Genomic DNA, 18,976 nt, shown 5'->3' with positions numbered 1-18,976 from the left:
CGCCGCGAGGGCCGCACTTGGGCCACGCCTTGAGCCCCTGGGTCCGCAGGACGTTCTCCGCGACGCGGATCTGCTCGGCCCGCGACGCGCGCGCCGGGTTGCCGACGCCACCGTTGGCATTCCACGTCGCCTGCTTGAACTGCAGGCCGCCGTAGTGACCGTTACCGGTGTTGATCGCCCAGTTCCCGCCGGATTCGCACTGGGCGATCGCGTCCCAGTTCACCGAATCCGCGCCGGCGGTGGCCAGAGAAGCCTCTGACAGCGCCATCGGCACGACCGCGAGGGCACCCGAGATCGCGGTGGCCCACAGGCCCTTGATTGCTGCGGTACGAATGTTCATCACTGCGGTCCTTCCCCGACCGTTTGACACAAGGCCCGCATCTGAGAACCCCTCGATCTCCGCTGCGGTCATCCGGTCTGTCGGGTGATGAACGTCACGTGTTACGGAAGGGTCGAAAGTTTTAATCGTTACTTATCTGGTGTAAGAGCCCTCTGAGAAAGAAGAGGCGGTGCCGGGAGGTCCCGGCACCGCCTGTTCTTGTCGACGATCGGCTGGTCAGCCGTTGCCGCCGCAGGACGGCCAAGCGCCGATCCCCTGCGACTGCAGCACGTTCTCGGCGACGCGAATCTGCTCCTCACGGCTCGCGTTGTGAGGAGAGCCGCTGCCGCCGTTGGCCCGCCAGGTCCCCATGGTGAACTGCAGGCCGCCGTAGTAGCCATTACCGGTGTTGATGGACCAATTGCCACCCGACTCGCACGCCGCGATGGCGTCCCAGTCCACACCGCTGTCCGCATTGGCAGTGCCCGTGGCCAGAGCCATCGGCGCCAACGCGAGCGCACCGGCAAAGGTCGCCAGGCCAAATGTCTTGCGGATGTTCTTCAACGTCAATCCTTTCGCCACGCGCGCACCAACACACCCGCGCAAAGCGCACGGGTGGACATGCCTGGCAGCCAGGCAGGGAGTTGGGCCGCACCGTCTCGGTCAGGTGCGACAGTGGGAGGCCAGAAGAGCCTCGCCGGGCCTCAGCGCCGGCGGCTGCTGGAGGTCACGACGCCTCCGACAGCCCCACTCACACGCAGGTTCGTGGTTTTGAAATTATTTGCTCCGGGTAGAGCCGTTTGGGACCGTACAAACCGATCCGGCGAAAGTCATATTGGCGGCGATCGTGTCGCGGGCAGATCACGGACTGATCACGACGACGCCAACTTTTCGTTATCCCAGGTCATACAGGGCTTTGCCGACGCTGCCGAGCACCGCTCACTGCAACTGCGCGTGAGCCATCTCACGGGTTAATTGTGAGCTGGACCACCTTCACGACGGTGCTGGAGTAGCCGAAACGCTCAGTGCGAACGCACAAATCGTGCTGACCTGCTGTTGAATGGCGGTGTTGGCGGACCGGTTCGCTGGCCGGCCCAGCGCCGAGGTCACCGAAAAGCCATGTACTCCATGTGCTCTCGATGCCGCTCGTTTGCAACCACCCAGTCGCTAGATGTCGCGCATCCGTTCGGGTCGTTCCTGATTAGGCTGTGCCGCTTAGCTTTTCGCTTACATACGCGCGAGGGTACCGCCTCGGTGCGGTGCACCTGTTCGCCACGGCGCCATATGTGGAACCATGGCCAGCGCCTACATGCGGGGCGTCGAATCCCCTTATGGGCTATCGGCGCGGCACAACGGCCCTTAAGTCGCTTCAAATTGGGCGTCAATGCCCATAGCCCTGCATGAAAGTACTTCCCGGACACAGCTATTCGTAACGCACCTGGCTGGGTTCTTCGCCCCGGGTATCCGTGCGTAACGCGCCGTATATCACGGCCGAATCCCGAGTAATTCACTGCCAGGAATTCCGCCCGTGAATTTCGAAATCATGCGCAATTAATATTTTGAATTTGCTAAGCAATTTTCGGGCTGCGCATGGCGGCGAGGTCGGCGGCCGTGTTGACGTTGGTCAGCGCCGCTTGTTCGGGCATCACGATCCGCTGCGTGTCGACCGTCTCGACCAGTGCACGCATGCTGCGCTCACCCGCGGCCACCAACTCCGCGACGCGGCCGGCCAGCGCAGTCCGGTAGACGCCGGCCAGGTAGTGGTCGCGACCGTCCCACGGCAGCACCACGTCCGCGCCGAGACGCTCCGCCGGTCCGGCGAGTTCGTCGATCAACTCGACGGTCAACAGCGGCATGTCGACTGCGGCGACGAACGCCAGCGCCGAACCTGCCTCGGCGGCTGCCCGCAGCCCTCGCCCGGTGGCCAACAGTGGCCCCACCCCACGCACCTCGTCGCGCAGAACCTCGGCATCGAGCGCGGGCAGTGCCTGCCCGGGCGCCGCGATGACGAAGACCGGCGCACAGCGCGGCTTGAGAATGTCGACCATCCGCTCGACGAGCGTGCTTCCTTCGTACGGCAGCGTGGCTTTGTCGCGGCCCATGCGGCGGGAAGCCCCGCCCGCCAGGATCACCGCGGCCAACGGAACGTCGGTCGTCATGACCGTGACGTTAGTCGACAGTCCAGGTGTCTTTGCCGCGAAGCAGTGACTGAAGCGCGGTCGTGTCGTGCGCCTTCTCGTTACGCGCCGCGGCAACCTGCTGGCGCGCGGCGTCGTCGTAGGTCGGCTTGCTCACCTGGCGGAAGATGCCCATCACCATGTGCTCGAGGTTCTGCTCGCTCAACCGCGACAGCGCGAACGCGTACGCCGGGTCCTCGAGATTGGCGTCGTGAACCACGATCTCCTCGGCCGACACATCGGCGGTCTTGGCGATTTCCAGGCCGTAGCCGGACTTCACCACGCAGTACTCGCCGTCGGCGCCGAAGGTGATCGGCTCGCCGTGCGTGAGGCTGATCAGCCGCTCCTCGGCGCCTTCCTTGCGCAGCGCGTCGAAGGAGCCGTCGTTGAAGATCGGGCAGTCCTGCAGGATCTCGACGAGCGCGGCGCCGCGGTGCGCGGCCGCCGCGCGCAACACCTCGGACAGGCCCTTGCGGTCGGAGTCCAGCGCCCGGCCGACGAACGTCGCGTCGGCGCCGAGCGCCAGCGACACCGGGTTGAACGGGTAGTCCAGTGAGCCCATCGGGGTCGACTTGGTGACCTTGCCGACCTCGGAGGTCGGTGAGTACTGACCCTTGGTCAGCCCGTAGATCCGGTTGTTGAACAGCAGGATCGTGATGTTGATGTTGCGGCGCAGCGCGTGGATCAGGTGGTTGCCGCCGATCGAGAGCGCGTCGCCGTCACCGGTGACGACCCACACCGACAGGTCCTCACGCGCCAGCGCCAGACCGGTGGCGATCGTCGGGGCCCGACCGTGGATGGAGTGAAACCCGTAGGTCTCCAGGTAGTAGGGGAAACGGCTCGAGCACCCGATGCCGCTGACGAACGCGATGTTCTCGCGCCGCAGCCCCAGTTCGGGCAGGAAGTTACGGATGGTGTTGAGGATGACGTAGTCGCCGCAGCCCGGGCACCACCGGACCTCCTGGTCGCTGGTGAAGTCCTTGGACTTCTGCGGCTGGTCGGTGGTCGGCACCCGGCTGGTGCCTGCCGTCAACCCGAGATCACTACCGATCAGGTCAGTCATGCGCTTGCTCCCACACCAGTCGCACCGATCTCGACGGTCGCCGCCGCCAACCGTGCGAACTTGGCCTTGTCACTTTCCTTCTCACCCAACGTCCCGTCCAACGCGGCGTCGATGATGCCTTCGACCTCGTCGGCCAGGAACGCCATACCTTCCACTTTGGTCACTGACTGCACGTCGACCAGGTACCGGCCGCGCAGCAGCAGCGCGAGCTGGCCGAGGTTCATCTCCGGACACACGACGTTCGGATAGCGCCGCAGCACCTCGCCGAGGTTCGCCGGGAACGGGTTGAGGTTGCGCAGATGCGCCTGGGCGACCTTGATGCCCTTGCGCCGCGCGCGCCGGCACGCCTCGCCGATCGGCCCGAAGCTGCTGCCCCAGCCGATCATCAGCAACTCCGCGTCACCGGTCGGGTCGTCGACTTCGAGGTCGGGAACCGCGACGCCGTCGATCTTGGCCTGCCGCAACCGGACCATCAGATCGTGGTTCTTCGGCTCGTAGGAGATGTTGCCCGAACCGTTGGCCGCTTCGAGCCCGCCGATTCGGTGCTCCAGGCCGGGCGTGCCGGGGATGGCGAACTGCCGGGCCAGGGTCTCCGGGTCGCGGGCGTAGGGCTGGAAGGGCTCGTCGGGGCTGGCGAAGGTGTGCTCGATGGGCTCATAGCCGCTGACGTCCGGAATGCGCCATGGCTCAGAGCCGTTGGCGATCGCGCCGTCGGACAGGATGACCACCGGCGTGTGGTAGTTCACCGCAATGCGGGCAGCCTCGACAGCCACGTCGAAGCAGTCCGAAGGCGACCGGGGCGCGACCACCGCAACCGGCGACTCGCCGTTGCGGCCGTACATCACTTGAAGCAGGTCGGCCTGCTCGGTCTTGGTGGGCAGGCCCGTCGACGGGCCGCCGCGCTGGACGTCGATGATGATCAGCGGCAGCTCGGTCATCACGGCCAGCCCGATCGCCTCGGACTTCAGCGAGATACCGGGGCCAGAGGTGCTGGTGACGCCCAGTGCCCCACCGTAGGAGGCGCCGATGGCCGCGCCGATGCCGGCGATCTCGTCCTCGGCCTGGAAGGTCAGCACGTTGAAGTTCTTGTGCTTGGACAGCTCGTGCAGGATGTCCGACGCGGGGGTGATCGGGTAGGTCCCGAGCACGACCTGCAGATCAGCCAGCTGCCCGGCGGTGACGATGCCGTAGGCCAGCGCGGTGTTGCCGGAAATCTGGCGGTACTCACCGGTTTTCAGTTTGGCGGGCGCGACCTCGTAGGTGCTGGCGAACGCCTCGGTGGTTTCGCCGTAGTTCCAGCCGGCCTTGAGTGCCAGCACGTTCGCCTCGGCGACGTCAGGTTTGCGGGCGAACTTCTCCCGGATGAACGCCTCGCTGTGCCGCAGTTCGCGGCCGTACATCCACGACAGCAGACCGAGCGCGAACATGTTCTTCGCGCGCTGACCGTCCTTCTTCGAGGCGCCGATCGACTCGACCGCGCCCAGCGTCAACGTGGTCATCGGGACGGCCTGTACGACGTAGTCGGACAGCTCGTCGCTCTCCAGCGGGTTGCCCTCGTACCCGACCTTGGCGAGGTTGCGCTTGGTGAACTCGTCGGAGTTGGCGATGATCAGGCCGCCTCGGGGCAGATCCGAGACGTTTGCCTTCAGCGCGGCGGGATTCATCGCAACGAGCACGTCGGGCCGGTCCCCGGCGGTGAGGATGTCGTAGTCGGCGATCTGGATCTGGAACGACGACACCCCGGGCAGCGTGCCCTGCGGCGCGCGGATCTCGGCGGGGTAGTTGGGCTGTGTGGCCAGGTCGTTGCCGAACAACGCGGCCTCGGACGTGAACCGGTCACCGGTGAGCTGCATGCCGTCGCCCGAGTCGCCGGCGAAGCGGATGACGACCTTCTCGAGCTTCTGCCGGGGTCCCGCAGTCCCGGGGCTGACGGCGTTGTCTTTCGCTGCCACGAAGCCTGCCTCCCACGCTGTCTTGGCGATGCCCTCCGAGTCGCAGTCGGGCCGACGCGCCGCCGGAAAACGCCACCAAAGTTTTTATGTCACTGCCAGTACCGATTATTGCACTTCTCTTAGGCAGCCCTTCATCGGACTCGCGGATGGCGCGTCGCTTCCGTGGAGGTGAACACACAGCTCATGCGGTGTGTTGACGGTACCGATGAGACAGAACTGTGTTGTTCGTCACGTTCACGAGACAACGTTTTCTAAGGAAATGGTTACCGATCAGTAGCTGACAGCTAGCAGGATCGACGCGTCAGCTGTCGGCGGGGCCGGCCGGGGGTTCCGCTCGGCGTTCGTGCCAGCGCAGCTTCAACAACAGCAGATGCTGGTGCGCGCGGAATCCAGCCGACAGCGGATCACGCCAGGCCGGCGAATGGCGCTTCGGTTCGAGATCGTTGTGCACGCCTGACATTGTGCCGTCTCTTCGGCGATACCGCCGCCCGGCGCGCGTGCCAGAGGGGTGAACGGCAATGGAACGCTCGCCCGCACCCGCAGGTCATAGGGTGGGCCTATGGGTCGGGTCACAGCCAGGCGTCGGGCACAGCACATGACCGCTGACACCGCGGTCGCGCGGCCCGAAACCCTGGTGGTCGAGGAGCCGATGGAGATCCGCGTCAACGGTGCGCCGATCACCGTGACGATGCGCACCCCGGGTTCGGATGTCGAACTCGCGCAGGGCTTTCTGCTCACCGAAGGGGTCATCGGTGGCCGCGACGACGTGCTCGCGGCGCGCTACTGCAAGGGGGCCGGCCCCGACAATCTCAACACGTACAACGTGCTCGATGTGCGGCTGGCGGAGCATGTTCCGGCACCCGACGTCGATGTGACGCGCAACTTCTACACCACCTCGTCCTGCGGGGTCTGCGGCAAGGCGTCGCTGGAGGCGGTGCGGTTGAGCAGCCGCCACGGTCCTGGTGACGATCCGACCACGGTCACCGCCGACACGCTCTCGGCACTGCCGGCACGATTGCGCAAGGCGCAGAAGGTGTTCGCCAGTACCGGCGGCCTGCACGGCGCCGCCGTGTTCGCGGCCGACGGCACCATGCTCGCTGTACGCGAAGACGTCGGCCGGCACAACGCCGTCGACAAGGTCATCGGATGGGCGGTGGAACACGGCCGAGTTCCACTGGCCGGCACGGTGCTGCTGGTCAGCGGACGAGCGTCGTTCGAATTGACCCAGAAGGCAGTGATGGCGGGCGTTCCGGTGCTGGCGGCGGTGTCGGCGCCGTCCTCGCTGGCGGTGGACTTGGCCAGCCAGTCCGGGCTGACGCTGGTCGCATTTCTGCGCGGCGAGTCGATGAACGTCTACACCCGGCCCGACCGCATCGTGCGCTGAAACCGCTTCACGTGGCCAATTATACGCGTCAACACCGCGTTTCGTGTCTGATAAGTGGCCACTGGATCGAGGATCAGGCGCTCGACCTATACCGCGCCGGCGCCCACAGGTAGCAATCCCGGCGAGAGGATACGGCGGAGATGCACATGGTTCCCATTACAGCCAGCGTGCGCTACTCGATGCGGTTCTTGCAAGCCAGCGAGCGCGTGAGGCCAGGGAGTCTAGGCAATCGGAAGCACAAAGGCACGCCGGTGACCCGCCGACACGGGCGCCCGGTCGCGGGACCCTGCCACGCTACCCAGGTGTCTAAAGCTGCGGCGTCAAATCGATCTTTGTGATGGCGTTCATTGTGGTGATCAACCAGTCGACGTCGTGGCGTTTCATCGTCAATCGGTATGACAGGTACGTTTACGAAGGTATGTTCCTGGACACCGGACTTGTCGAGACTGAGTTGGTGTAGACGATCACGGTCGCTTCCGATGAAGTGACTGATTCCACCGCAGTCCCCATCACCTGCGTGTTGTTGGAGACTTGCGCTTGCTTGTTGGCGGCGGCGATGACGTCGATGTAGCCTCGGTATTCGCTGGCGAAATCGCCGGCAAGGAACTCGGCTGACCGCTTCGCCAGCGATTCCATGTTCTCGGGACTGTAGGTCCACAACGTGGTGATGGCGTTCGCGGCGGTTTGGGCGATGACGAGTTTGGTATCGACGAGTGCGCGGCCGGCCAGATAGGGCTGCAGTGTCGTACCGGCCCAAGCGCCGGCGGCGACAAACGAGGCCGCCACGGCGGCCGCCGTGATCTGCAGTCGCTTACACGCTGGCTTCTGCAGTCGCTTACACGCTGGCTGATGCGGAACCAACTCCACCGGTTCCTGTTCAGTGGCTATCGTCGTATCGGATGCCCTTGCGTGACCGCCAGATTCATCCTCGGCGACTTCGATAGCCTCCAATGCACTGGTAGCCCGATGTGCTTTCCCAAGAGGGACCCGCGGCGCAGGCTTCACATTCACAGTTGGCTCGGCCGTGGCGCTGTCGGAGGTGTCTGTGGTCAAACCACCTGAATCAGGTTGCTGATTTTCCACTGCTGTCCTTCCTGAATAGCCGTTGCGATCCAACGGTTTCCGCGCTCGATCGTCGACTTTCCGTCCGCAGACTTGGTGATGATCTTGGTCGCGATCAGAACCTCGGCGCCACCATTGTCGAGCCACCGTTGCACACCGGCCTCCAGAACGTATCCCTTGGTGGGTTCGGCCCGGGCGACCTCGACAACGATCGCATTCATCTGTCCTTTGAACGTCTTGGCGAAGGTACCGGTACCCTGCCCCAGGATGCGGTCGGCGTAGGCGTTGGCATTAAACGGGTCCAGCGTGGTGTAGGCGGTCATGAAGTCCCGCACATACCCCAACGCCGCCGCGTTACGGATCTCGGTGCGCCGATCGGTTTCGTGGCGGACCACCATAAGCGTGCTCGCCGCGATCGCCGCAGCGATCAACAGCGTTGCCATACCAGCGAGCACCGGCAGGCCCCAGCGCCGCGGCGGTTTGGATTCCACCTTGTAGAAGTCACACTCGTCGCCTTCGACGCGCCTCCTCGGGCTCATTGACCGACCGCGTGCATCTGCGGCTTCTTCAGCACCGCCAGGTTTGCGACTAGCCACCGCCCGTCCGAGCACTTCTGGAAGTCCACTCGCACCGTCGCGGTGATGAACTTCAGATCCTTCTCATCGGTGCCGCGTTGGCCCTGCATGGCCAGCAACATCGACGCCTGATCCTCCGACGCTGACAGCACCGCACTGCCGACCGCCCAATACTCGTTGTTGGCCGGACTTGCCTTCCGCACGGCCTTCTGCTGAGCAGTCAACTGTAGGAGGTAACCATCGGTGGTCAGCGACTGGCCACGCAAAAGATCTTGCGCCAGAGTATCTTTGCTGTAGCTCAGCATCTGCTCGACGATCCGTGGTCCCTGCTCGGCGATCTCTGCGTGCGCCGCGTCGACGCGTTCATGCCGGTACACAGCCAAATAACCCAGCCCGGCCGCGGCCGTACTCAACACAGCCGCGGTCACCAGCACGACCGCGGTCGGCCGCTTCACGTCTCGCTGCGGCCCCTCGACCGATCGCGCCTCAGTACGCAGTAGCAGGTCGGCGAAGGTCCGACGGCACCTGTCCCCACAATGGCCACAGCCACCCGACGAACAGCGCTGCGGTGTCAAGAAGATGCAGAATGTCCCGGATCAGCAGCTGCGACACTCCTGCGTCGGCACCGTCGCGTCGAACCACCCGGACACCGAACAGAGCCCGCCCGATGCTCCACCTGGCCATGGTCGGCAACAACCACCGATTGATCGCCATCGCCACCACGGTGAGCGCCGCGGCGGCGGTGCAAAGCCACCACAACCATCCCCGAGGCGGGCTTGTCAAACCGACTAAGGCGAACGTCGCGACCACTGCGACGCCCAAGAGCACGTCGATCGCGAAGGCGCCGAGGCGTCCAAGCCGCGACGCGAATACCTCTGTCGCCCGCACGTCGGGGACCGAGGCGTCCGGAATGGGATCCGGTACGGCCGTCACGAGCCGACCTGGTCGAGGCTGGCGACCATATAGGTTCCGTCGACGGGCACCATCTGAACCCGGAGCCGGTAGCCCTGTTCCTGATCGGCGGCCTGCGAGTTCGTGACCGTAACCCGCATTGCGACCAATAGATCCATCGACCCGTCGTCGTTGTGCTTCTCCACAACCGCGCGCATTTCCGACACTTCAACCTTGGCGTCGGCAGCCCTGTACGCGTCAACCAGCACACTGCTGAACAAGGTCGCCTACACACCGAAGTCACCGGTCGAACACTCGATAATCTTGGTCTGACTGATGGCTATTGCGTCGATGTTCGGTGCCTGAGTCGCCGTCACACAGTCCATGACGGAACGCGAACCAACCGCCCAATACAGCCGCGATGGCCGCCACCATCAACGTCGTGCAGACCCCGATCGCCCAGCTTCGCCCCAGCCGTGACTGCCGACGCCGAGGTTTCTCATTCGCGGGCGTCTCAACTACGTCTTCGACCTGCTTCGGTAGTTGTTCGGCGGGTCCAGCGACCGAAGTGTCCGGCATTCCATCAGCATCGGCAGGGTTCAGCCGGCCGGGACCAGCATCTCCTTCCATCCGTTGTCCCCTAGCTCGCTCGAATTGCTGACGGAGTACTTCACGCCGTCGGGTCCGACCACCTCGCCGCTGGACGGGCTGTAAATGGCGGAAGCACCTGCTTCCGGGGTAAAGCCGCACGGGTTGGGTTGTTGTCCGTTGCACCTGACGGTTCCCTGGCCGGGCGCGGTCAATGGATCACTTGTGGGTGCCGGAGACGACGTCTGCGGCAGCTGGTCGGCCGGCAGCGGGTTCAACCCGTTGTTGACCGACGGCGCTGGGATCACCCGACCCGGCAGGACCGGCTGATCGCAGCGGGCGCCCGGCGCTGGGCAACTGCGGATCTGGTTCGGGTCGCCGTACCACGGGTTGGTGCCCATCGGGGTGTACGGCTCGTCGCTGCGGCACTCCTGTGGTGTCGCCGCCCGCTTCCCCGGTACGTCCATGCACGGGTTGTTGCGTGCGCCACGGACCGCGTTGCCCTGAAAATCCTTTGGGATCTTGCAGTACTGACCCGCCGGTATGTCCCTCGGGGAGGTGTCCGCCGGCGACCGCCACTCGGAAGCCGGCAGGAAGCCGGTGAGGCAGATCGGTGGCATACCGAAGTTGGCCCCGAAGTGAAACAACGACGTGTCGTCGAAAATCGTTGCGCTCTGCGCAATCGAGGCGGACTGCGGAAGGAGGACCAACACCTGCTCGAGCCCCTTGTTGTAGCGCTTCAACAGGTCGGTGATGATCGCCATGTTCGCCAGCGTCTGTGGCAGCGAGTCACCCACATCGCTGAACATGGTGTTGATCTGAGCGGTGGTAGGGGCGGCCTGTTGCAGCATGCTGCGCAGCGCCGCGTCTTGCTGCGAGGCCTGGGTGGTCATGGTGTTGAGGTTTCGCGACCACTGTTCGATCGCGTCACGCGATTGCACCTGGCTGCCCAGTATTGGCGTCACGTTTGTGATGATGTCGTTGACTGGAGCCAGGTTTGCCTTGAAGTCACTGACCATGTTCGTGGTGGAGTCGACCAGCCGCTGCAGCGGTGGGCCCAATCCGGCAACGCCCTGCGCGGTTTCGTTGAGCAGCGTGTCGATCTTCTCGGCCGGAACCACCTCCAACGCCCGGTATGTGGCGTCGAGAACCGGAGCGATCTCGGTGGGCACTGTGCTCTGGGCGATCGTCTGTCCTGGCTGTAGATACTCGCCCGGGTTCCCGGTCGATACCAGGTTCACGTACTGCTCACCGACCGCCGACACGGAGCGCACATTTGCGGCGGCGTCGATCGGAATTCGGTACCGGCTGTCGATCCTCATAGTGGCGAGCGCGCCCTGTTCGGTCGGTTCCACGGCGGTGACTTTGCCGATCTCGATGCCTCGGTAGGTGACGTTGGACGTCTCGTACAGACCGCCGGAGCGCGGCAGTTCGACGTGCAGCGTGTACTGTCCGACGCCGAGCAGTGACGGAATCCTCAGGTAGTACCAACCCAACCCGATCAATGCGATCAGGGTAATGATCACGAACGCGATCATCTGCAATTTGACGGTGCGGGCCACGGCTCACTCCCCCCTTTCGACCAGCGGGCCGCCCGGCGCGCTGTGCGGGTTCGGGGTGAACCGCACATCCGGGATCATGGTGGCTGGATCGCGGCCCCAGGACTGTTCGAGTGCGCGCAGTGCACCCGATAGACCGGTGCCGGACAAATTCCCGTTGTCGATCGCGCTGAGCGTGAGATCCATGACGAGAGAGGAATTGGCGTAGTCGCCCCGGAAAACTTTGGGGATGTTCTCGATAGGCATCCCTCCCATCACGATGAACTTTCCTGCGTCGACCAAATATGGCGAGGATCTGGCCAGTTCCTTGAGCGGGCTCTGCAGGTGATCCAGGTTGGTGTGGAGGTTGTCCTTCGACTGCGACAACGTCTCGTCAGCCACCTCGCTGAGCCGGCCCAGGGCCACCACCGCGTCGGCGAACAGATCCTTCGATTCCGCGAAATGTTGTGCGAGCGGGGGAAACTCGGTGAACACTCGGTCCAGCGTGCTGTTGCGATTCGCGACGATCTTCAGCAGGTCGTTGGTGGAATCGATCGCCCGGGTGATGTCCTGGCTCTGTTGATTCATTTCGTCGGTGAACACGTCGAGCTTGCCCAGGAGATCCCGTATCTGAGGCGCGCGACCGGTCAGCAAATTGTCGACCTCGGTCTGGATCACCTCGAGATTCGAAATACCACCACCCGTCAGGATGGCCCCCACGCTGGCCAGCACCCGTTCGACGGTGGGATACGCCGACGAGTTGGCCAGCGGAATGGTGTCGCCATTTCGTAGCGACTCCGGCGACGGATCCGGCGGCGAAATCAGCTCTAGATGCTGCGACCCGAGAAGGCTGGTTTGTCCGATCTTGGCCCGAGTATTCGCCGACAGCTTCAACCCAGGTTCCAGCTCCACAGTGAGCGTCGGGATCCAGTTCTTCAGCTCGATGGAACGCACTTGGCCCACCCACAGGTCGGCCACTCGCACGCGACTATTGACGTTGAGCGCCAAAGTATCTGGCATCTGCACATAAACGGTGACCTTTCCGGCACCGGAGCCCGGACCGCCCGGCAAGGGCAGATTGGCGACACCCCGCCAGCCGCACGACGTGAGCACCATCGCGGCCACGCCGAGCGCCGTGATCCGGCGTGCAATCCGATAGCGCACGCGGGCTGCGCCGAAGATCCTGAACTTGCGCATTACGGTGCTCCCGCTTCAGCGGGCAACGGCGGTGCAGCCGGAGCGGCCGGGGCGATGACCCCGAGCGGATCGGCAGCGTGCACCCCCGGTGCGGGTAGGGGCGGGGGCCCGGGCTGGGGATACCACGGCGGCGGCAGAGGGTTGCGCTCGTCGTAGGCATTCGGCGGTCCTGGTAGGTTCCCGCCGCTGGGCACACCGGCCGCGGGCGGGGCAACCGGCGGCGCTATATCCGGTCCCCCCATCAGCTCCGCGAGGGACTCGGGGGTCAGCATGTTCGCGGTCAATGGCTGCACGTCCACGCCCTGCATACCGGGCGCGACGACCCAGCCGGGCTCGTGGTTCCCGTGGGAGAACAGCGTGTCCCGCGCCCAAATCCCGGGCACCGTGGTGTCTTTGTAGCCGGGTGGGGGCCGAAGCCGCGGATCCGAATAAGCAACCATCTTGGGCAGCACCATGGCGGTGCTCATCGGATTCATGCCGAACGGCATGTAATTGAACTTGACTGCATCCAGGATCGGCGCCAGGTATTGCGCACATAGTTCGGCGGAATCCTGGTAGCCCAGTCGGCTGCCGGCCTGGACCATGCTGCAGAGGACTTGCAGCGGGTTGGCGAAGTTGGTGATCGGCGCGAGGGCCGACGGAGCCATCAAGGGACCACCGCCGACCGGAGAATAGAAATTGGTGGCGTTCGCGGCGACGTTCGGGAACGTGTGGAGGCCGGTTTCCAGACCGTCACGGGCCTCTTGTTGGAGTATCGCTGTGGTCGCATCGGCGAAGTTGTCGATATCGTGTGCCAGCACCTCGGCGTTGTCGTCGAGGAACGTCCGGGTGACCGCGAGCACGTCGTCGAGATCCTTGACCGCGTTGGCGAGCTCCTGATCGGTGTTGGTGAACGAATTGGTCAACTGAGCGATCTCATCGTTGAGCGCAACGAACTGCTGATCGCTCTGGTGCAGCGCGTTGACGAATAACGCCAAGCTCTTCACCGTGCCGAAGAAGTCACCGCGACTGCGGTTCAGCACGGTCAATGCATCCGACAGACCGTTCAAGGTTTTGTTGAGCTGCTGTCCCTTTCCCTCCAGACCGTCGGCGACCGATTCGATGACGTCGCCGAGTGGCCCTTTGGGTTGCTCTGGCGTTGGGCCCAACTCACCAAGGATCCGATGGACCGAATCGATGAAGTCGTTGTACTCCACCGGCGCCTGGGTGCGTTCGAGCGGGATCACCGCGCCGTCGCGCATGACCGGTCCGCCCGTGTAAGGCGGCGACAACTGGATATTGCGCGACGCCACCAGGCCCGGATTGATAATCGACGCGGTGGCGTCCGCCGGCACCCGATGTTTGTTGGCGAAGTGGAAGGTCACCTTCATCTTGTCGCCGGCCGGCTCGATCGAATCGATGGCACCGACCTGGACGCCCATGATCTGCACCTTGTCGCCCGGATACAGTGCGAGCGTCTGCGCGAAGTAGGCGACAACGCTGGTGTTGGTCAGCTTCTCGTAGAGCTGCCAACCGGCGTAGCCGCCCACCAGCGCCAGAATCACGAGAAGCGTCCCGGCGGTCACCGCAGCCCGAGACATGATCGGCAACTTGATGTTTCGGATGTCGAAGATCGTTGACATGATTGGGCCTACCGCTCTTGTGACTCGGGCTGGAGGAAAGGCGGGTTGTCCGGCGGCGTCGCCACGGGGAACGGTCCCGGAGGGTCACGACGGGCGCCCGGCGGGTCAGGCGCGATCGGCACCGGGGCGCCGGGGGCAACCGGCGCGACCTGACCCGGGATAGCGGAACTCGAGACGCCGGGGGCCGGTGGCGGCCCGCCCGGGTTGGGTGCCGATGTCGCCACGTCCGGCGGTCCGTAGTTTGTGCCGTGCGGGTTGTCACCGAACGGACCCACGGTGGCATGGGCGCACGGCAGCGGGTTCTCGGGCGTCGGAAGTGCGTCGGGGCCCGGCACGTACGAGCACGGTGACCCCGGGGGTACCGCGGGTCCGGGATGTTCCGGGGTGCCCTCCAACGGTGTTGGCGCGGGCGGCGGTGCCCCGTTGGCGAAGCGCGAACCGTTTGGGTCGGGGAACTGGAACGCCGGCAAGCCGGCATCGCTCCAGAACTTCTGTGGGTCGATACCGCGGTCCTTGAATGCCGCATCGATGAACGGCTGCAAGATCTGCGGCGGCACCAGGTTGGAAATGACCCCCTTGAGGTACGGTCCGGAAGCGCCGACTTCCCCTAGCGCGGGCTGATACTTGCCGATTAGTACCAGGGTCTCATTGAGTTCATGCTTGCGCTCGACCAGGATGTCGCTGACGATGCGTAGCTGCTCGAGCACCTTGTTGAGGTTCGGGTTGTCGTTGATGAAACCCTTTATCTGTTCCGATACCGCCGACACCCGTTCCAGCAACAGGCTGATTGCCTTACCGCGTTCGTTGACCGCGGCGAGCAGCGTCCGCGCGTTGACGAGCAGCGCGTTGACCTGCTCGCTGCGATCCCCGAGGACACCCGCAATCGCGTTGGCATTGGCCAGCAGCTGGTTGATCTGCTCGTCGCGCTTGCCGATGATGTCCGAGAACCGGCCCATACCCTTCAACGCCGCACTGAGATGAGGAGAGATCTGATCGACGGTTTCCGACAAGACATTCATCGACCGCTTGACCATCTGGGTGTCCCAACCCGAGACCGCCGTCGTTGCATCGGAGAACACGTCATAGATCTGATACGGCGTGGTGGTCTGGCCCACTGGCAGCACGCCGCCGGGCCGTAACACCTCCGAGCCGTTCGGCGTGATCTCGATGTTCCTACGGCCAAGCAAGGTGTCCGTACGAATGGCGGCGGTGCTGTCTCTACCGATTCGGGTGCCGCCGAGCGTGTAGCCGATCGAAACGCTGTCGCCGTCGATCTGGATCGAGCGCACCCGGCCGACGTCCACACCGGCAATGCGCACCTTGTCACCTGTGCTCAGCCCGGCGGTATCTGCGAACTGTGCGTAATAGATCGGCTGCGCATTCAACATGGGCACGCTTGCGAAGCTCTGCCCCACCCCGACGACGAGTAAAACGACAAGGATCCCCATCAACCCGACGCGGATCCGGCTGGTTTCGGTCAAGGTTCTCATTGGGGCGTGCACCGGCCTGACGGTTGACCCGTGATCTTGACCGTGCGGACAGGGCCGCCAGGCTGCAAGCCGTTGAGCTTCAACGACAAATCGCAGATGTAGAAGTTCATGCCATCGGCATAGGAGCCGACCACTCGGCTGACAGCGCGGTAAGCGCCCGGCACCTCTTTGAGGAACGAATCGAGCTCGGCCTGCTGGTCGACCAGCGGTGCTTGGATGGCTTCGAAATAGCCGACGGTGTCCTTCAACAGCGGCCGGTTATCGGACAGCAGATCCGCCAGCGTACCGACCGCGTCACTGATCGAGACCGCGGAACCTGCGATCGAATCGGCCCGGTTCTTCAGGCCGGTGATGAGCACCTCGAAGTTGTTCACTGTCTCGTCGAACTGCTTCTGATGCTTGACCGTGGTGTCCAACACCGTGTTGAGGTTCGTAATCACCTCACCTATTACCTGATCCCGTTCGGCCAGTGTCGAGGTGAGCGACGCCGTCTGATCGAGGATGTCGTTGATGGTGCCCCCCTGCCCCTGAAAAACCGTCACGATCGACTGGGCAATGTTGTTGACCTTGTCCGGATCAAGCGCCTGGAACACCGGCCGGAACCCGCCGATCAATGCGTCGAGGTCCAGCGCCGGCTCGGTTTGCTCGATCGGGATGACGCCGCCAGCCGGCAACCGCTCATCGCTGTCGCCGCGCTCGAGATCCACATAGCGGTCGCCCGTCAGGTTCAGGTAACGGATCGAGGCGGTGGTGCTGTCGAACAACGGCAGCGAACGGTCGACGCTGAAGTCGACCCTCACCTGATTTCCGGCGCCCATCAATTCCACGTTGGAGACCTTGCCGACCTCGACCCCGGATGCGCGAACGAACTGGCCGGAGCGTAAACCGCTGGCGCTACTGAAGATAGCCGTATATCCGGTCGTGCGGTCGAACCGAACCTGACCGAACACCACGACGATCATCACGGCGAACGACATCAGTACCAGCGAGAATGCGACGAGCTTGATGACGGTGCCGGTGATCTTCATGGGTTGATCGTGTACTCCCCCACCTGGCGACCCCAGATGTGTTCGATAGCGAACGGTTGACCGAGTTCGAAGTGGTTATAGGGCGCGTTGGAGGCCCCGGTGTCCACCACTAGGTACGGCGCCGGCCACAGGTCCTTGGTGATCGGTTGCCAGCAACCGGGCCGGCCTTCCGGACCACCCGAGGCATTCAGTCGCGGCAAGTTGTCCGGGTACACGTATGGATTGCCCGCACCCACCATCTCGTTGGTGGTGTGGATCGAGTAGCCGTTGCCGCCCCATGCCCTCGCGTACCTGGGTGCCACATCGTGATAGTTGCGGATGGCGCAGAAGAGTGAAGGGCTGTACTCGTCCAGCAGGGCCGAGGTGGGAATCAGATCCTCGATGGTGCGCACCATGAAAGGGCCGCCGCGCTCGAACACGTCGGCTCCGGTGTGGCCGAACCCGATGGCGGCCATCAACGCCTCATCTAGACTGCCGCGCAGCTCATTCAGGGTGGCGACGGTGGTCGTCGCGTGGTCCAATCCGTCGAACAAGTCCGGCGCCGCAGCGGCGTATACCTCACCCATATCGGCGAGCAAGCCGATGTCCTCGCGGATGCGCGGCATCTGCGGATTCAGATCATCGAGGATCGCGTTGCCGTGTTCGATCGAGTCGCCCAATCGATTCCCGAAACCATCCAGCGCCTGGGCGGTGGCGGTGAGCGTCTGGTTCAACTTGACCGGATCCACGTGTTCGGTCAGGTTCATCACCGTCTCAAACAACGTGTTCATCTCGGTGGTGACATGCGTTGCATCGATTACGTCGTCGCTGGAAACGCGTTGAGGTAGTGGGTCTTCCGGTGAGGAGAACGACACATACTTGTTGCCGAACGCCGTGGTCGTCTTGATCTCCGCGTCCACATTGGCCGGGATCAGACGGATGTATTTCGGGTCGACATTCAAAGTGAACTTCGCCGCCTGCTCGCCGTCGCGTTGTGCCTGCTCGATGGTCGCCACCCGGCCGATGTGCACCCCGTTGAAGGTCACCGGCGAACCGGGATCCATCACCAACCCGGCACGGCCGGACAGCATCGTCAACTGCACCTTCGGTACGAAATGACCACGGAAGTGCAGGAACACCAGCGCAGTGATCAGTGCGACGACCAACCACAGGACTATCCCCGCGATCATGTGCGGCGGTGTGCGCAGCGCGTTGTGCTTCATCGGCGTGTTCATGGCACTCACATCGTCAGGTTGAAGTTCGGGTCGACGCCGTAGAGCGCCAACGCCGCGAACAAGACAACGACCTGCACAGATACCAGCGAAAAACGCATGGATCGGCCGACGGCGTCCCCGACGCCGACGGGGCCGCCGCTGGCGTTGTAGCCGTAGTAGCAGTGCGTGACCAACACGATCACCGCGATGATGATGGCTTGGCCGAACGACCAGAAGACGTCATCCACACGCAGGAACGTGCGGAAGTAGTGGTCGTACGTGCCCGACGGCTGCCCGTACAGCACGGTGGTGACAACTTGCGGTGACACGAATGACACGAGCATCGCCAGCGCGTACAGCGGGATGATCACCACCAGCCCGGCCAAGACGCGGGTGGACACCAGGTACGCGATCGACTTGATGCCCATCACCTCCAGCGCGTCAACCTCCTCGTTGATGCGCATGGCGCCCAACTCGGCGGTGGCGCCCGCGCCGACCGTGGCGGCCAATGCGATACCGGTGACAACTGCGGCCGTCATGCGCACATTGATCAGCGCGGCGAAGAACCCGGTGAACGCCTCGATGCCGACCTGGCCCAGCGATGCCACACCCTGGATGGCGATCAGCGAGGTGCCCGACAGCGTCACGAATCCAACGATCGCGGCGGTGCCGCCCACGACCGCCATCGCACCGGTGCCCATGCCGATCTCGGCGATGAGCCGGATCGCCTCTTTGCGATAGCGCGTGGCTGCCCACGCCAGCCCGCCGGTGGCGTTCGCGGTGAAGCAGGCGAGGCGTCCGCTCTCGGTGAGCCCGCGACCAATGGCCCCGACATAACGGCTCAAGTTGGCGGCTGCCCGCGGGTAACGGGATCGAAGAACGACGGCGGTCGACATG

Annotated in this window: 14 protein-coding genes and 4 pseudogenes; 1 reads left to right on the top strand and 17 read right to left on the bottom strand. The window is 64.1% G+C overall.

Annotated elements, in window-relative coordinates; all coding sequences use genetic code 11:
- Position 1: 1 nt before the first annotated feature.
- The 6 genes and pseudogenes from AU188_RS25745 to AU188_RS25285 all read right to left on the bottom strand — a co-directional run.
- A pseudogene (locus AU188_RS25745) lies at positions 2–232 on the bottom strand (transglycosylase family protein); the annotation flags it as partial.
- A 324-nt stretch (positions 233–556) separates the two neighbouring features.
- Positions 557–781: pseudogene (locus tag AU188_RS10935) on the bottom strand (transglycosylase family protein); the annotation flags it as partial.
- Positions 782–1,887: 1,106 nt separating this feature from the next.
- Positions 1,888–2,478, bottom strand: coding sequence for a molybdenum cofactor guanylyltransferase (mobA, locus tag AU188_RS10930; RefSeq protein WP_082686580.1), 591 nt, complete (start codon positions 2,476–2,478; stop codon positions 1,888–1,890).
- A gap of 10 nt (positions 2,479–2,488) precedes the next feature.
- Positions 2,489–3,559: a 2-oxoacid:ferredoxin oxidoreductase subunit beta gene (locus tag AU188_RS10925; protein WP_059163702.1), complete on the bottom strand. Its 1,071-nt coding sequence runs from the start codon at positions 3,557–3,559 to the stop codon at positions 2,489–2,491.
- Entirely contained in the window at positions 3,556–5,541 is a 1,986-nt protein-coding gene (locus tag AU188_RS10920) for a 2-oxoacid:acceptor oxidoreductase subunit alpha (protein ID WP_502687606.1), read from the bottom strand. Before AU188_RS10920 ends, AU188_RS10925 begins: the two co-directional genes overlap by 4 nt.
- Before the next feature lie 271 nt (positions 5,542–5,812).
- Positions 5,813–5,962 carry a hypothetical protein gene (locus tag AU188_RS25285; protein WP_156426631.1) on the bottom strand — a complete coding sequence of 50 codons (150 nt, stop codon included), beginning with the start codon at positions 5,960–5,962 and terminating at the stop codon, positions 5,813–5,815.
- A 108-nt stretch (positions 5,963–6,070) separates the two neighbouring features.
- On the opposite strand from AU188_RS25285, the gene fdhD reads away from it, so the two are divergent.
- The gene (fdhD, locus tag AU188_RS10915) at positions 6,071–6,895 is read left to right on the top strand and encodes a formate dehydrogenase accessory sulfurtransferase FdhD (RefSeq protein ID WP_059163700.1); all 825 of its coding nucleotides are present in this window, start codon (positions 6,071–6,073) and stop codon (positions 6,893–6,895) included.
- 306 nt (positions 6,896–7,201) lie between these two features.
- Here fdhD and AU188_RS10910 read toward each other — a convergent pair.
- From AU188_RS10910 to AU188_RS10860, 11 genes and pseudogenes are all read right to left on the bottom strand, one after another.
- Positions 7,202–7,978, bottom strand: a pseudogene (locus AU188_RS10910) (mammalian cell entry protein).
- On the bottom strand, positions 7,945–8,496 hold the full coding sequence (locus AU188_RS10905) for an Rv1363c family protein (RefSeq protein WP_059163699.1): 552 nt from the start codon (positions 8,494–8,496) through the stop codon (positions 7,945–7,947). Before AU188_RS10905 ends, AU188_RS10910 begins: the two are co-directional and overlap by 34 nt.
- A pseudogene (locus tag AU188_RS26045) lies at positions 8,493–9,465 on the bottom strand (RDD family protein). The gene AU188_RS10905 and the pseudogene AU188_RS26045 overlap by 4 nt, the downstream one beginning before the upstream one ends.
- Positions 9,462–9,641: a hypothetical protein gene (locus AU188_RS25955; protein ID WP_353612114.1), complete on the bottom strand. Its 180-nt coding sequence runs from the start codon at positions 9,639–9,641 to the stop codon at positions 9,462–9,464. Before AU188_RS25955 ends, AU188_RS26045 begins: the two are co-directional and overlap by 4 nt.
- Positions 9,642–10,022: 381 nt before the next feature.
- Entirely contained in the window at positions 10,023–11,549 is a 1,527-nt protein-coding gene (locus AU188_RS10890; protein WP_059163846.1) for an MCE family protein, read from the bottom strand.
- A 27-nt stretch (positions 11,550–11,576) separates the two neighbouring features.
- Positions 11,577–12,665, bottom strand: coding sequence for a virulence factor Mce family protein (locus AU188_RS10885; protein WP_286137407.1), 1,089 nt, complete (start codon positions 12,663–12,665; stop codon positions 11,577–11,579).
- 80 nt (positions 12,666–12,745) lie between these two features.
- Positions 12,746–14,368: a virulence factor Mce family protein gene (locus AU188_RS10880; protein WP_059163697.1), complete on the bottom strand. Its 1,623-nt coding sequence runs from the start codon at positions 14,366–14,368 to the stop codon at positions 12,746–12,748.
- A gap of 8 nt (positions 14,369–14,376) precedes the next feature.
- On the bottom strand, positions 14,377–15,858 hold the full coding sequence (locus AU188_RS10875; protein ID WP_059163696.1) for an MCE family protein: 1,482 nt from the start codon (positions 15,856–15,858) through the stop codon (positions 14,377–14,379).
- Positions 15,855–16,886, bottom strand: a complete 1,032-nt coding sequence (locus AU188_RS10870; protein ID WP_059163695.1) for an MCE family protein — start codon at positions 16,884–16,886, stop codon at positions 15,855–15,857. Before AU188_RS10870 ends, AU188_RS10875 begins: the two co-directional genes overlap by 4 nt.
- Positions 16,883–18,100: an MCE family protein gene (locus tag AU188_RS10865; protein ID WP_059163694.1), complete on the bottom strand. Its 1,218-nt coding sequence runs from the start codon at positions 18,098–18,100 to the stop codon at positions 16,883–16,885. Before AU188_RS10865 ends, AU188_RS10870 begins: the two co-directional genes overlap by 4 nt.
- A gap of 5 nt (positions 18,101–18,105) precedes the next feature.
- Positions 18,106–18,975: an ABC transporter permease gene (locus tag AU188_RS10860; protein WP_059163693.1), complete on the bottom strand. Its 870-nt coding sequence runs from the start codon at positions 18,973–18,975 to the stop codon at positions 18,106–18,108.
- Position 18,976 lies beyond the last annotated feature (1 nt).

The sequence above is a fragment of the Mycobacterium sp. IS-3022 genome (assembly GCF_001500065.1).
Lineage (GTDB): Bacteria > Actinomycetota > Actinomycetes > Mycobacteriales > Mycobacteriaceae > Mycobacterium.
This window is presented reverse-complemented; position numbering and strand designations above follow the sequence as displayed.

Coding starts and splice junctions, on each gene's coding strand:
- AU188_RS10885 (WP_286137407.1), bottom strand. CDS start 12,665: ATGGTGCTCACGTCGTGCGGCTGGCGGGGTGTCGCCAATCTGCCCTTG.
- fdhD (WP_059163700.1), top strand. CDS start 6,071: ATGGGTCGGGTCACAGCCAGGCGTCGGGCACAGCACATGACCGCTGAC.
- mobA (WP_082686580.1), bottom strand. CDS start 2,478: ATGACGACCGACGTTCCGTTGGCCGCGGTGATCCTGGCGGGCGGGGCT.
- AU188_RS10880 (WP_059163697.1), bottom strand. CDS start 14,368: ATGTCAACGATCTTCGACATCCGAAACATCAAGTTGCCGATCATGTCT.
- AU188_RS10875 (WP_059163696.1), bottom strand. CDS start 15,858: ATGAGAACCTTGACCGAAACCAGCCGGATCCGCGTCGGGTTGATGGGG.
- AU188_RS10925 (WP_059163702.1), bottom strand. CDS start 3,559: ATGACTGACCTGATCGGTAGTGATCTCGGGTTGACGGCAGGCACCAGC.
- AU188_RS10860 (WP_059163693.1), bottom strand. CDS start 18,975: ATGTCGACCGCCGTCGTTCTTCGATCCCGTTACCCGCGGGCAGCCGCC.
- AU188_RS10905 (WP_059163699.1), bottom strand. CDS start 8,496: ATGAGCCCGAGGAGGCGCGTCGAAGGCGACGAGTGTGACTTCTACAAG.
- AU188_RS10870 (WP_059163695.1), bottom strand. CDS start 16,886: ATGAAGATCACCGGCACCGTCATCAAGCTCGTCGCATTCTCGCTGGTA.
- AU188_RS10865 (WP_059163694.1), bottom strand. CDS start 18,100: ATGAACACGCCGATGAAGCACAACGCGCTGCGCACACCGCCGCACATG.
- AU188_RS25955 (WP_353612114.1), bottom strand. CDS start 9,641: ATGCGCGCGGTTGTGGAGAAGCACAACGACGACGGGTCGATGGATCTA.
- AU188_RS10890 (WP_059163846.1), bottom strand. CDS start 11,549: ATGATCGCGTTCGTGATCATTACCCTGATCGCATTGATCGGGTTGGGT.